Annotated in this window: 7 protein-coding genes; 3 read left to right on the top strand and 4 right to left on the bottom strand. The window is 73.2% G+C overall.

Translation table 11 applies throughout. The features are described 5' to 3' along the window. Window positions 1-132 precede the first annotated feature (132 nt). The gene (locus ACFHW0_RS23240) at window positions 133-594 is read left to right on the top strand and encodes a cold-shock protein (RefSeq protein WP_416610763.1); all 462 of its coding nucleotides are present in this window, start codon (window positions 133-135) and stop codon (window positions 592-594) included. A 45-nt stretch (window positions 595-639) separates the two neighbouring features. Here ACFHW0_RS23240 and ACFHW0_RS23235 read toward each other — a convergent pair whose 3' ends face one another. Then, a complete protein-coding gene (locus ACFHW0_RS23235; protein ID WP_416610761.1) occupies window positions 640-2,019 on the bottom strand; it encodes an AMP-binding protein in 1,380 nt (459 codons plus the stop codon). Window positions 2,020-3,406: 1,387 nt separating this feature from the next. On the opposite strand from ACFHW0_RS23235, the gene ACFHW0_RS23230 reads away from it, so the two are divergent. Beyond that, window positions 3,407-6,253, top strand: a complete 2,847-nt coding sequence (locus ACFHW0_RS23230) for an AAA family ATPase (RefSeq protein ID WP_416610759.1) — start codon at window positions 3,407-3,409, stop codon at window positions 6,251-6,253. 702 nt (window positions 6,254-6,955) lie between these two features. Then, the gene (locus tag ACFHW0_RS23225; protein WP_416610757.1) at window positions 6,956-9,772 is read left to right on the top strand and encodes an AAA family ATPase; all 2,817 of its coding nucleotides are present in this window, start codon (window positions 6,956-6,958) and stop codon (window positions 9,770-9,772) included. Window positions 9,773-9,838: 66 nt separating this feature from the next. Here ACFHW0_RS23225 and ACFHW0_RS23220 read toward each other — a convergent pair whose 3' ends face one another. From ACFHW0_RS23220 to ACFHW0_RS23210, 3 genes are all read right to left on the bottom strand, one after another. After that, a complete protein-coding gene (locus tag ACFHW0_RS23220; protein WP_416610755.1) occupies window positions 9,839-11,245 on the bottom strand; it encodes a glycosyltransferase in 1,407 nt (468 codons plus the stop codon). A 466-nt stretch (window positions 11,246-11,711) separates the two neighbouring features. After that, on the bottom strand, window positions 11,712-12,551 hold the full coding sequence (locus ACFHW0_RS23215) for an ABC transporter permease (RefSeq protein ID WP_151452404.1): 840 nt from the start codon (window positions 12,549-12,551) through the stop codon (window positions 11,712-11,714). After that, entirely contained in the window at window positions 12,548-13,600 is a 1,053-nt protein-coding gene (locus ACFHW0_RS23210) for an ABC transporter ATP-binding protein (RefSeq protein ID WP_416610753.1), read from the bottom strand. Before ACFHW0_RS23210 ends, ACFHW0_RS23215 begins: the two co-directional genes overlap by 4 nt. Window positions 13,601-13,673: the final 73 nt, after the last annotated feature.

The following is a 13,673-nucleotide window of genomic DNA, read 5'->3' as shown; positions in this document are numbered from 1 at the left end:
CACCGGCGGTACCGTGCACCATAGGGGTCGGGTACGGGTGCCGGGCCACGCGGACGGCTGCCAGTCTGGGGGCGGGCCCCGGTTCCCACGGGCGGGGCATGCGGATTTTGGTCGGATGGATGCGGGAAAGCGATGCTCACTGGCAAGGTGGTGCGGTTCGACGAGGTGCGGGGCTACGGGTTCATCGCCCCGGACGACGGCAGCGACGACGTGTTCGTGCACGCGAACATGCTGGACGGCGACAAGTGGACGCTGACGCCCGGCGTCCCGGTGGAGTACGAGGCGGTGGGGACCGACCGTGGCCCCAAGGCCGTGCTGGTGCGGGTGGTCGGCGCTGTCGCGGGAGCGGAGCGGAACGGCGCGGCCGGGCCCTCCCGGGCCGTCGGGTCGCTCGCCGCCGGGCGCAGCAGGGACAGCGGGCAGGGCGCGGAGGACGACGAGGGCCTGTGCGACGTGCTCTCGGAGCGGGCCTTCTGCACGGAGACCACCGAGGCGTTGGTGACCTCCGTGTCGGACCTGACCGGGGCGCAGATCGTGGCCGTGCGCGCCCGGATGCTGGACCTGGCCCGGCGGCACGGCTGGGTGGAGGGCTGAGCGCGGGGCGGAGACCGGCGGGCCGCCGCCCACGGCCCGGTCGGCTCAACCGGCGGCGATCAGCAGGGACTTCCTGATCCGGCCGAGCGGGCTGCGCGGCAGCTCGTCGACGAAGTGCACCCGCCGGGGCCGTTGACCCGCCGAGAGGTACCGGCCGACGTGGTCGATGAGCACCTGGGCGGTCAATCCCTCGGCGACGACGTACGCGGTGACCTGCTCGCCGAGCGCGTGGTGCGGCGTGCCGACGACGGCGGCCTCCCGGACCCCGGGGTGGCTCAGCAACGCCTCCTCGATCTGCCCGGCGTGCATCCGCCGGCCCCGGCAGTGCACCACGTCGAGCCCGCGCCGCCCGATGATCCGGTACGAGCCGTCGGCGGCCACGGTGGCCAGGTCGCCGGTGGCGTGCCAGTGACCGGCGGCGACGCCCCGCCCGCCCCCGACGTAGCCGCTGAACAGCGTCGGCCCGCAGATGCTCAGCTCGCCCACCGACTCGCCGTCGGCCGGCACCGGTCGGGCCTCGCGGTCCAGCACCCGGGTCTCCACCCCCGGCAGGGGGGTGCCGACGGCACCGACGGCCGTGGGGTCGTCGGCCCGCCCGGTCAGCGCGATGAGCGTCTCGGTGGTGCCGTACGCCTGGACCGGCGCGTGCGAGGTGAGCAGCCGGAGACGTTCGGCCACGGCGCAGGCCAGTGGGGCATCCGCGGAGATCAGGATCCGCGCCGCCGACAGCGACCGGGCCCACCGGACGTTCAGCGCGATCTTCGCCCACTGCTCGGGCAACGCCAGGTACATGGTGCCGACCGGTCCGGCGGCGGCGTTCCGGTCGAGGTGGACGAAGCGGCTGCCGACCCGCAGCGCGCCGAGCAGGCCGACGATCAGGCCGTACGCCCGGAACAGCGGCGCGCCCTGGACCACGACGTCCTCCTCGCTCCACCGCCACGCGCCGGCCAGCAGGTCGAGGTCGGCGGCGATGGCACGGCGCGAGATGCGCACCCCGCGCGGCGGCCCGCCGGCACCCCCGGTGTAGAGGATGACGGCGTCGGTGCCCGGCGCCGGCTCGGGATGCGGGGTCGAGGAGCGCTGGCGCAGGTCGACCGGGACGGTGGGCAGCCGGTAGGTGTCGGACCGGTCACGGCCGAGGAGCACCGTCGCGCCGGACTGCCGCAGGATGCGGTCCCGTTCGCACTCGTCGGCGTCAGGGGGCAGCGGTACGAGCGGGACGCCCGCGTGGACGGCGCCGAGCATTCCGACCACCGTCTCCAGGGTCGGCGTGCCGTCGACCGCGACCGCGACCGCGCCCCTGATCCGGTCGGCCACCGCGGTGACGCAGCCGAGCAGGGCCTCGCTGGAGAGCGTGCCGCCGGCCACCCTGACCGCATCGGCCCGGTCCGCGCCGAATCCCCGCAGCGCCGGCAGCAGTGTCATCTGCGCTATCCCCTGCGGAGGGCGGCAACGAGTCGCGGCAGCAGGTGGGACATCACGACGGCCACAGAACCCTTCAGGTCAGGGGCACGCGTGGCCCCATATCCGGCTATCCCGATGTTGGAAACGGGTGCCCCGAAATTAGGCCGGGCTATCGGCCCGGCACAACCCCTAGCCGCCCGGCCCGGGGCCCCCTGCGAGGCCGACAGGCCAGGTAGGACAGGATCTCGTCCGGTTTTCGGCGACGGCAGGCCCGGCCGTCCTTTCCCGTGGCCGACACTATGGATGGACGACAAGCCGTCAGGATTGGCAGACATTGGAGTCGACTTTTGACGAAAAATTGTCGGCCAGCACGAGGAAACGGTCGGCGCATTGATGTCGGTCACCATTGTCTGATCGTCATTCGCGCGGGCCACGCGGCAATGCCGGCTTCCGCCGACAGATTCCTGTGCGCATAATTCTTTTTTAACAACATAATCGGCGAATTTCCCAAAGGTCCGAATCGGTGGCACGTCGGTGGCGGGCGCCGAGTCCCGATCCCGGTCCCGACCCGGCGGCCTGCGGCCGCACTTCGGGCCGGCAATGTTGCACTCCGCAACAATCGGGAACCTTCAACAATTGTCGAGCCGCCCACCCGGGGCTCCCGGCCGGCCCCGCCCGGCGGAAGGAAGGCGTCGACGCCCGCTCGGGACGCGGCAGACTCTCGTCGGACCGAGCCTCGCGGACGGCCACCGGACCGCCCGTGGGCCATGTTGACACTGAGTTGAGCAGCGCTTACACGAGATGACCTTCAGAGCCTCCGGCCCACCCCGCGGCGGAACGGCCCCGGGACGCCCCGACGGGAGGCGGCCGCCGCCGACACGTCGACGACCGGAGCCCCGTCGCGGCGACGACGCGGAAGCGCACCGGACGCCTAGCACGCAACAACGCGTCCGCCAATCGCCGAGCGGGTCGGAAAGGCGTGACCAATGGGCCGCAACGGCATGCTGTCACGTTACGGGACCGCCCGGCGACTTTCCGTTGTCAGTCGCGCATCGAAGGCCCCGGTCGGGCGGCGGACACAGAACCGATGTTTGCCCATCCTTTACAAACCTCGGCTTGCCGCCCAATTGCCGAACTGCCATACTCCCACCATCACGGTGGTCGATTGGGGAGACCGGCCCGGAGGGCTGACGAATATCGCCGACACTGGTGGGAGCGCGACCCGGAGTCACCCAGCAGGTCAAGTCGGTCGATGGTTCGCCGGCCATGCTCGACGGTCGTCTATATTTGCTAATAATGGAATGGGTCAAGAATTGCCGGTCTCCGATTTCGTCGAGCTCCAGGGGCGCGCAGGGCGGGCGGCCCCTCCGGTGACCGCGGACCGCACGCTCCTCCGGGGGCCGTGTCGATGGAGCTGACCGAGCGGTCGTGCCTGCTCAGCATGCTGGAACGCCGGCTGACGGACCTGTTCCAGGACGACGCCCCCCCGACCAACCGGACCGTGACCGTGCTGACCGGCCCGGTCGGCTCCGGCAAGACCACGCTGTTGCAGACCATCGCCCGGCGGGCCTGCGCCTCCGGGGCGCGTGTCCTCGGCGCGAGTGCCTCCCGCGCCGAACGCACCGTTCCGCTGGAGGTCGTCCGGCAGCTCGTCCGGGCGGCGCCGTTGAGTGGGGCCGGCAACCCCGACATCTGGGCCCGCCTCGGGCGGCTGCTGGACGCGGGCGCCCTCACCTGGGCCGACGCCGACGACACCGACCACGAGGACACCGCCCTGGCCACCGCCGCGATCGGTGGGGCCCTGCTCGAGATGACCGCGCAGGGGCCGCTGGTCATCGCGGTCGACGACATCCACCACGCCGACGTGCCGTCGCTGCGTTGCCTCGACTACGTGGCGCGCCGGATCTCCGGTCTGCCCGTGCTGATCATCCTGACGGAGGCGCCGCGCACCCGGCCGTGGCGGCCCGACGTACACGCCGAACTGCTGCAACCCACGAGGCTGCAGCGCATCCGGCTGCCGCTGCTCACCGCCGAGGGAACGTTCCAACTGCTCGCCCAGCGACTCGGCGTTCCGGTCGCCCGGACCATCGCCGAGGAGAGCCACCGGATCAGCGGCGGCAACCCGCTGCTGGTGCAGGCGCTTGCCGAGGACCAGGCGGCCGCTCCCCGGCCCGCCGACCGCCCGGTGGTCGGGGAGTCGTTCCGGGAAGCCGTGCTGAGCTGCCTGTACCGCTGCGACCACCTGGTGCTCGATGCCGCCCGGGTACTGGCCGTGACCGGCGAGCCGCTGCACGGCAACCTGCTGCCCCACCTCGTGGACGCACGGTCACGGGCCGCGCTCGGCGCGATCGACGACTCGACCAGCGCGGGGCTGATCACGGAGCAGGGGTTGCGCCATCCGGCGGTGAGCCAGGCCGTGATCGACGGCATGACCGCCGAGGAACGCGCACGGCTGCACCTGGAGGCGGCCTGCCTGCTGCACGACGACGGCGCGGTCCCGGCGCGGATCGCGCCGCATCTGGTCGGGATCGACGAGCTGGCCGAGCCCTGGATGGCGCAGACCCTGCTGGAGGCCGGCGAGCAGGCGTTGCTCGACGGCGAGGTGGAGACCGCGCTGCGATACCTGCGCCGCGCACACCGCGGCTGCGCCGGCGAATGCCTGCGGGCGCGGATCCGTTCCGCGCTGGCCCGCGCCGAGTGGCGCCTCGACCCGCAGGCGGCGATCCCCCACCTGGTCGACGTCATCACCGCCATCCGGGCCGGGCACCTCGGCAGCCAGCAGGCCGCCGGTCCCATCCACTACCTGCTCTGGCACGGTGAGATCGACAAGGCCGTCGAGCTGGTCAACCACCTGAGCGAAGGGGCGGACACGAGGTCCGCCGCCGAACTGCTCGTCACCACGGCCTGGATGTCGACCCTCTACCCCGGCGTGATGGTCGACCGCCCGGCGCCCACCGTGGCCGCCCGGGACCCGCTCACGCTGGCCAAGGTCAAGCGCGGGATCGAGGGCGCCACCCTGCTCTCCGCCGTGCTCGACCGGGGTGACGCCGGCGCGGTCGAGCAGGCCGAGCGGGCGCTGTCGACCACCGGGCTGGACGACGAGCCGAACATGTGGACCGCCGTCTGCGCCCTCATCGCCATGATCTACGCCGACCGGCTGGACCTGGCCGACGACTGGTGCGACCGGCTGAACCGCAACCCGGCCACCCCGCGCTACCCCACCCCGTCGGCGACGCTCGCGGCCCTGCGGGCAGCCGTCGCCGGACGGCTCGGCGATCTGCCCCGAGCGGAGAAGCTGGCCGACGAGGCGCTGAACCAGCTCTCGCCGAAGGGCTGGGGGGTGGTGATCGGCATACCGCTCGCCGTCCGGATACGGGCCCTCACCTTCATGGACCAGCTCGACGCGGCGGCGGCCTCCCTCCAGGTGCCGGTGCCTCCGGCGATGTTCGAGACCCCGATCGGGCTGCACTACCTGCAGGCCCGCGGGATGCACGCGCTCGCCGCCGGGAGCCCGGAGGCCGCGCTTGCCGACTTCCAGCTCTGCGGGCAGCTGATGAACCGCTGGCGGCTGGACTTCTCGGGCCTCGTCCCGTGGCGGACCGAGTCGGCGCGGGCGTTGCTCCGGATGGGCCGCCGCCAGCAGGCCGGCAGGTTGGTCCGCGACGAGCTGGCCCGGCTGCGGCCCGTCCACGTCCGCTACCGCGCCGCCGCCCTGCGGGTCCTGGCCGCCACGGAGGACGGGCCGGACCGGATCCCGCACCTGCGCAGCGCTGTCCGACTGCTGCGGCAGTGCGGTGACCGGATGGAGCTGGCGCACAACCTGGCCGACCTCGGTCAGGCATACCAGCAGATCGGCGACCGGCGGCAGGCCCGCGTCGCGGCGCGGTCGGCCCGGATGCTCGCCGAGGAGTGCGGGATCCCGATGCTGCGGCCCGGCCTCTCCATTGCCAGGAGCGGTGCCGCCGGGGGTGCCGGCGCGACGGTCGTCGTCCAGGGGCTGACCGACGCGGAGTGCAGTGTGGCCACCCTCGCCGCCCAGGGACACACCAACCGCGAGATCGCCGAGAAGCTCTTCCTGACGGTCAGTGCGATCGAGCAGCGGCTGACCCGGATCTACCGGAAGCTGGACGTCAACTCGCGCAGCGAACTGGCCGCCCGGCTGCGCATGAACCGACCCGGCGCGACGGTCCTGGACCCACCGCCGCGTGCTCTGGACGACCCGGGCCACCGGCCTCCCGGGCCCCGGCAGCGCTGACCGCCGGACCCCGGCGGCATTGACCGCCGCCGGTCGACCACGGCCCCGGCCTCCCGCCGGCCGTCGCCGCCGCGGGTCGCGCCGCGGTGGCTCCCGCGCCTGTCCACCCTCGGCTCACGCCACCGCCGGTCGTTGACCCGCCGTTCACCCCGGCTTCCGCCGATCGTCGCCGGCAGCCGCCCGCGCACTCCGCCGTCACCTCCGCCGGCCGGCACCGGCCGTTCACTGCGGACTCCGCCCGCACCGACCGTCGCCGGGTGTCCGCGCCCCGCCACGGTCCGTGCAGGAGGACGTGCGTGACGGAGCCCGATGTGACACCATCAAGCCGCACACCCGACACCAGCCACTCATCGTGTCGCCATCTCCCCCACCGGGTCGAGTCCGACACCCCTCACCGCGCGTCGCGCAACCCCTAAACGCGTTTCAGGGCCGCAGGTTTGTGCGCGAAACGATGGGGTCTCGCGCCCGTTGTCGCACACCCGCGCCGGTGCCAGACTCCCCTCAGCACGCGGACCGTACGGCGAGAACCCCGGTCCGGCGAAAGATTTCCAGGTCCACCCGGCACGGCGGCCCGGTGCGCTCCACCCCTACCCGGAAGACGCGGGTGGAGGGGCGGCTGTCCGGCAAGGGGGAGGCGGCGGCGGCCACACCGGGGTTCCCGGTCCCGCACCGCGTACGAGAAGGGCTGACACGCTGGTGTTGGTGCAGCAAGAGGAACAGACAACCCGTCTCCGGCGCGCATTCCGAGCTTGTGAGGACCAGCAGCGCGGCCACGTCGCGCTGGTCACCGGCGCCGTGGGCAGCGGCAAGACGAGCCTGCTGGAGTCGTTCAGCGAGTGGGCGGCGGGCGCCGGCGGGCAGGTGATGAGCGCCGCCGGCTCCCGGGCCGAGCGCGGACTCCACCTGGGCGTGATCGGGCAGCTGTTCCACAGTGCACGGCTCACGCCGGAGGCGGCGGCCCGGGTCGAGAAGCTGATGCGGGACGGCACCTTCGCCGTACCGCTGCCCGAGCCCGGCGGTGAGGCGGCCGACGGCGACCGGGCCTGGGCGCCGCTGCTGCACGGTCTCTTCGCCGCTCTGCTCGACCTGACCACCGCCGGGCCCCTGGTCCTCGCCGTCGACGACGTGCACCACGCGGACCCGGCCTCGCTGCACTGCCTTCTTTACGTGACCCGCCGGCTGCGCCACGCCCGGATCATGGTCGTGCTCGCGGAGGCCTCGACGCTGCGCCCGCCGCACCCGCTGTTCCGGGCCGAGCTGCTCAGCCAGCCGCACTTCTCCCGGATCGGCCTGCCACCGTTGACCGTCGACGCCGTCGCCCGGCTGGTCGGCGGCGAAGCCGACAACGCCGACGCCCGGCGGACGGCGGAACGCTGCGTACGCATGACCGGTGGCAATCCGCTGCTCACCCGGGCGCTGCTCGAGGAGCGGGCCAGCGGGGAGCCGGGCGACGAGTACGGCCCGTCGGTCGGCGACGCGTTCGACCAGGCCGTGCTCGGTTGCCTCTACCGGCACGAGCCGGGGGTGCGCCGGGTGGCCCAGGCGCTGGCGGTACTCAACCGGCCCGCGACGACCGAACTGCTCGGCCACCTCCTCGACGTGGTGCCCGAGTCGACGGCCCCGGCCGTGCGGGTGCTGCGTACCTCCGGTCTGATGGAGGCCGACCAGCTGCGCCACCCGCGCATCCTGCGCTCGATCCTGGGCGACATGTCGGCCGACGAACGGCGGAGCCTGCACCAGCGGGCCGCCGAGGTGCTGCACGACCACGGCGCCGAGCCGAGCGTGGTCGCCGAGCATCTGGTGGCCGCCGGCTCGGCGAGCGCGCCCTGGATGGTGCCGGTGCTCCAGGACGCCGCCGGCCACGCGCTGGCGTCGGGGCGGCCCGACGTGGCCGCCGCCTGCCTGCGCCTGGTCTCCCGCGCCCCGGTGGACGCGCAGCAGCGGACCGCCACCACCGAGATGCTGGTGAACGCCCGCTGGCAGATCAACCCGCTGACCGTGAACGGGCAGCTGACCGAGCTGGTGGAGACGGCGCGGGCCGCCGGTTGGTCCACCGACGCGGGCCTCGCCGCCGTGCCCTACCTGCTCTGGCAGGGCCGGGCGGACGAGGCCACCGAGGCGGTCAGCGCCTTCTCGTCGGACGAGGAGCACGGCTCGGCCGGCGCGGCCGGTCGCCTGCGGATGATGCAGCTGCTGGTCTCCCTCTCCCACCCGGACCACCTGGCCACCGTGCGGGAGACCCCGAGCACCTGGAGCCGGGCGGCGAACGCGCCGACCACGATCAGCCCGCTGCTCCAGGCGGTGACGGTGCTCGGCACCGCGCTGACGCCGGCCGCGGACAACGACACCGTGGCCACCGCCGAGCAGCTTCTCCAGCGCCACCACACCGACGACGGCGCGCTGGGCCTGCTGACCGCTCCCCTGCTGGCGCTGCTCTGGGCGGGTCGGTCCGACCGGGCCGCGGTCTGGGGCGACGTGCTGCTCGGCCGGCCGGTCGCCCAGCACGCCCCGGTGTGGCGGGCCGTCATCCGGGCGGTCCGGGCGGAGGCGGCGTTGCGCGTCGGCGACCTGCCCGGCGCGGAGCACCACGCGCGGGCGGCCCTGGAGGACATGCCCGCCCCGGCCTGGGGGGTGGCGGTCGCCGGCCCGCTGGCCACGTTGGTCGCCTGCGCGACCGAGTCGGGCCGGTTCTCCGAGGCCGAGAGGTGGCTCGCCCACCCCGTCCCGCCCGGCGTGTTCCGCACCCCGCTGGGCCTGCACTACCTGGCCGCCCGGGCCCGGCACCACCTGGCCGTGCGCCGGCCGCACGCCGCCACCACCGACCTGCGACGGTGCGGCGAGCTGATGCGGGCCTGGGGCATCGACGCGGCCGGGCTGGTGCCGTGGCGGTTGGAGCTGGCCCGGGTGCAGCTCAGCGTCGGCAACAAGACGCAGGCCACCCAGCTGCTCCAGGAGCAGCTGCGGGTGCCGCACGGGGTCGACGACCGCACCCGGGGTCGGACGCTCCGGCTGCTCGCCACCACCGCCGCCCAGGACCACCGGCGCAAGCTGCTCTCCGAAGCGGTCAACCTGCTCCAGTCCAGCGGCGACCGGCTGGAACTCGTCCGGGCCCTCGGCGACACCGGCCAGACGCTCCAGCGTGCCGGGGACTCCGCCCGTGCCCGACTGCTCGTCCGCCGGGCCTACCAGCTCGCCCAGGACTGCGGGGCGTCGGTGCTGGCCCAGCGGTTGATCCGCCGGGAGCCGGGCAGCGGGCTGCCGGCGTACCCGGCCGCCGCCGAGTTGCAGGAGCCGGACGACGGGCTGAGCGACGCCGAACGCCGGGTCGCCGCGCTGGCCGCCCAGGGGCACACCAACCGGCAGATCTCCAGCAAGCTCTTCATCACCGTGAGCACGGTGGAGCAGCACCTGACCCGGGTCTACCGCAAGCTGGACGTCAAGCGGCGCACGGACCTGCCGTCCCGGCTCGTCGCGTACGCGGAGGCGCTGGCTGACGAGACCCAGGGCGCCGCGTCCTGACGGACGTGGGAGGGGCGCGGTGGGTGTGACCACCGCGCCCCTCCCACGCGTACGACGACCGGAAGCTCAGCCGACGGCCAGCCCGACGCCACGACGGGCCGCCGCCTCGTCGCGGTGCCGCAGCACGAGGTCGGCGGCGGCGGTGACCCCGCCGGCCTGCCGCATCCGCCGGCTCCACAGCCGCGCCCGGGCCCGGAACGTCTCCTCGCCCAGCAGCCGCTCCAGCTTGGCGAGGACGTCCTCGACGTCCAGCGAGTCGGCACGCTCGACGGACAGTGCCACCCCGCTGTCGACCGCGCGCACCGCCCCGTCGGGGCAGTCCAGCCAGAAGGGCATCACCAGCTGCGGTACGGCGAAGTGGACGGCCTCGTGGATGGCGTTGGCGGCGCCGTGGTTGAAGAAGACCCGCACGTGCGGGTGGGCCAGCACCCGGTGCTGCGACGGCACCCACGCCTCCACCCGCAGGTTGTCCGGCAGCCGCTCCGCCGGCGGGAGGAGGTGCTGCTGGCGCGCGGGCACTTTCCACAGCACGGCGTGCTCGGGCCCGAGCCGGTCGGTGACCTCGACGATCGCGTCCACCTGCCGCCGCGACAGTCGCATGATGGTGCCGAACCCGACGTAGACCACCGAGGGGTGCTCGTCGAGCCACCGGGTCAGCTCGTCGTCGCCGTCGGCCGGCGGCAGCTCCCGGGGCACGACGGGACCCAGCATCCGCAGCTTCTCCGGGGCGGTCGCGAACGGGTACTCGAAGCCGAAGACCGTGTACGCCACGAGCGCCTCGGCGGCCTCCACGTAGCCCGCCGGGCGCATCTCCGGGTTGCGGATGCCGGCCGCCTTCCGGGTGGCCACGGCGGCGAGGCTGCGCCGCAGCCGGTCCGGCTCCATCAGCGCCCGCACCAGCCGGTTCCGGAAGCCGACGTTGGCCGCCTGCTGCCGGGGCGTCATCCGCGCCGGCAGCCCCGAGAACGGGGCGGGGTAGCGCGACGGCAACTGCTCCTGAAGGAAGTTGGACGGCGGCAGCGAGATGCTGACCACGAAGGGCAGCTGCCGGGTCTGCGCCGCGTCCATCGCCCAGCTGGCGAGGCTGTCCACCACGGCCACCACCGGCCGGATCTCGTCGATGACCTCGAGGCAGCGCCGGTAGAGCTGCTGCACGTGGTCGTGGTCGGTGCTGGCGTCGAGGTACCGGGCGAAGCTGATCGCCCGGTCGCCGGTGGTCAGCAGCCGGTACGTCGCGTCGTCCCAGGTGTCCGGTGACGACTGCGGCCGGGCCGGGCCGAGCGAGACGAACGAGACCTCGCCCGGCCCGCGCAGCCCCTCGACGTCCCCGCGGCGATCCTCGGTCGACGCGAACCAGACGTTCCCGACGCCCCGGGCCTTCAGCTCGCCGACGATGCTGAGCAGCGGGTTGAACATCCCCGCGCTGTTGTAGGCGACGACGAGTACCGCCCGGTCACGGTCGTTTCCGGTCATGTCCACCGTCCGTCACTCCTTCCCGCCTGTGCGGCGACCCGCGCCGTCCGACCCTGGAGTACGCCGCGCCGGCGGGCTGTTCGTGGAGCCGTTCGGTCGGCGGCGGATCGGCATCGATCCTTATCGATGCAGCAACGTTCGGCGAAGCCCGGTCCGAAAGGCTGGTACTCCGAGACAGCCGGAACCACGAGCTGGCGCCCTCTGAAACAGACTGCCACGGCTCGCACGGCAGCGCTCGCTGGAGAGGCGGGTTATGTGCCGATTATTGGGGACGAACCTACCATGTCGACATTCGTGTCCGACGATGGGGTGTAAGCACGGACGCCGATGGCCCGGGCCGCGGAAGCGGCTCGGGCCATCGGCGTGTCGAGGTGGTACGGCGCACGGGTGCGGAGGCGGGCCCCGACGGGGGACGCCCCTTGCGGGGCACCCGCGTCCGCGATCGGAATCGCGGTCTCAGAACCTGTCAGTCCATGGCACGGCGCATGAAGCCACGCATGCCGATCATCGAGAACACCACGAAGACCCCGGCGAGGACGCACATGCACAGCCAGAGCGGCAGCGACTCGACCCCCGGCGGACCGACGAGCGACCGGGTCCCCTCGCTGATGTAGGTGAGCGGGTTCAGCGAGCAGATCACCTGGTACCAGCGCAGCGAGTCGAGGCCGAGCAGCGGGAACTGCGTCGCGCCGGTGAACATGATCGGGGTCATCACCACGGTGAACATGATCTGGATGTGCTGCGTCGGCACCAGCGTGCCGAAGGCGAGGCCGACCGCCGCGCCGACCAGGGCGCCGATGGCCAACACCCCGATCACCTTGAGCACGACCGCCCAGGGCCAGGTGACACCGAGCATGAGCATGCCGACCGGGATCAGCACCACGCCGGCGATCAGGCCGCGGATGCCGCCGAAGACGATCTTCTCCAGGGCCACCAGCGGGATCGCCATGGGCGACAGGAGGCGGTCCTCGATCTCCCGGGTGAAGGAGAAGTCCATCATCATCGGCAGCGCGGTGTTCTCCAGGCCGATCAGGAAGGCGTTCAGCGCGATGACGCCGGGCAGCAGCACGTTGGAGAAGTCGTCGCTGGCGTAGCCCAGGTCGCTGAGCACCTTGCCGAAGATCAGCAGCATGAACAGCGGCTGGATGAAGACCTGGAGCAGGAAGCCGACCAGCTCCCGGCCGGTGACGAACAGGTCCCGCGAGAGCACCGCGCGGAACGTGGCGAACTGGTCCAGCGCGCTCACCGGCGGCGGCGCCGCGGCCGTCGAGGGCGCGGACGGGGGGGCGGGGGCGGCGACGCTCACCGAAGTTCCCTTCCGGTCAGGTGGATGAAGACATCTTCCAGGCTGGGCTGGCCGATGTTGAGGTCACGAACCTCGCAGCCCAGGTCGGCGAGGATCTTCATCGCCATCGGGATGGCGTTGGCCGGCTGACCGCTGGTGTAGACCCGGAAGGAGAGCGGGGCGTCGGGGTCGGCGGGCGCGTCGGGGGCCGGCGCGGGCATCGGCATCGCCGGCATGCCGGGGAACGCCGGCGCGGCGGCGGGCGCCGGGGCGGCCACCTTGAAGTGTTCCACCTGCTCCACGTCCGGGATCGCGTCGAGCGCGGCCCGCACCTCCTCGGCGGGGGCGCCGGGCGTCACCACGAGGGTCAGCGTGCTGCTGCCCGGCAGCGTACGGGTCAGCGCGGACGGGGTGTCCATGGTGAGCAGCTTGCCGTGGTCGACGATGCCGACGCGGTCGCAGAGCTTCTCCGCCTCGTCCATGTCGTGCGTGGTGACCACCACGGTCACCCCGGCCCGCTTCAGCTCGGCGATCCGGTCGTGCACGAAGAGCCGGGACTGCGGGTCGAGGCCCGCGGACGGCTCGTCGAGGAAGAGCACCCGGGGCGAGTGCATCAGCGCGCGGGCGATCATCGTGCGCTGGGCGAGGCCGCCGGACAGGAAGTCGGTACGGTGGTTCGCGAAGTCCTTGAGCCCCATCTGGTCCAGCAGCTCGTCCGCCCGCCGGATGCGCTCCGCCCGGGGCACGCGGTGGTACGCCGCGTGGAACAGCAGGTTCTGCCGGACGGTCAGCGCCCGGTCCAGGTTCACCCGCTGAGGTACGACCGCCAGCAACTGCCGCGCGACGGCGGGCGCGCCGATGACGTCCGCGCCGCACACCCGGGCCCGGCCCGAGGTGGCCCGCACCCGAGTGGTCAGCACCCCGATCGTCGTCGTCTTGCCCGCGCCGTTCGGCCCGAGCAGGCCGAAGACCTCACCGGCGGCGACGGAGAAACTCAGCCCGTCCACCGCCGGTGGCATGTTGGGCTGGTACCGCTTGACCAGCTCCGTGACCACCACTGCCTCGTCCACGTCGTCATGCTCCGTCCTGAAACGTCGGTCCGATAGATGTCTGTGCGCCGATAGGGGGCGCTAGGGGCACGCC

Origin of the sequence: Micromonospora sp. LOL_025 (genome assembly GCF_048060285.1) — a bacterium.
Lineage (GTDB): Bacteria > Actinomycetota > Actinomycetes > Mycobacteriales > Micromonosporaceae > Micromonospora.
This window is presented reverse-complemented; position numbering and strand designations above follow the sequence as displayed.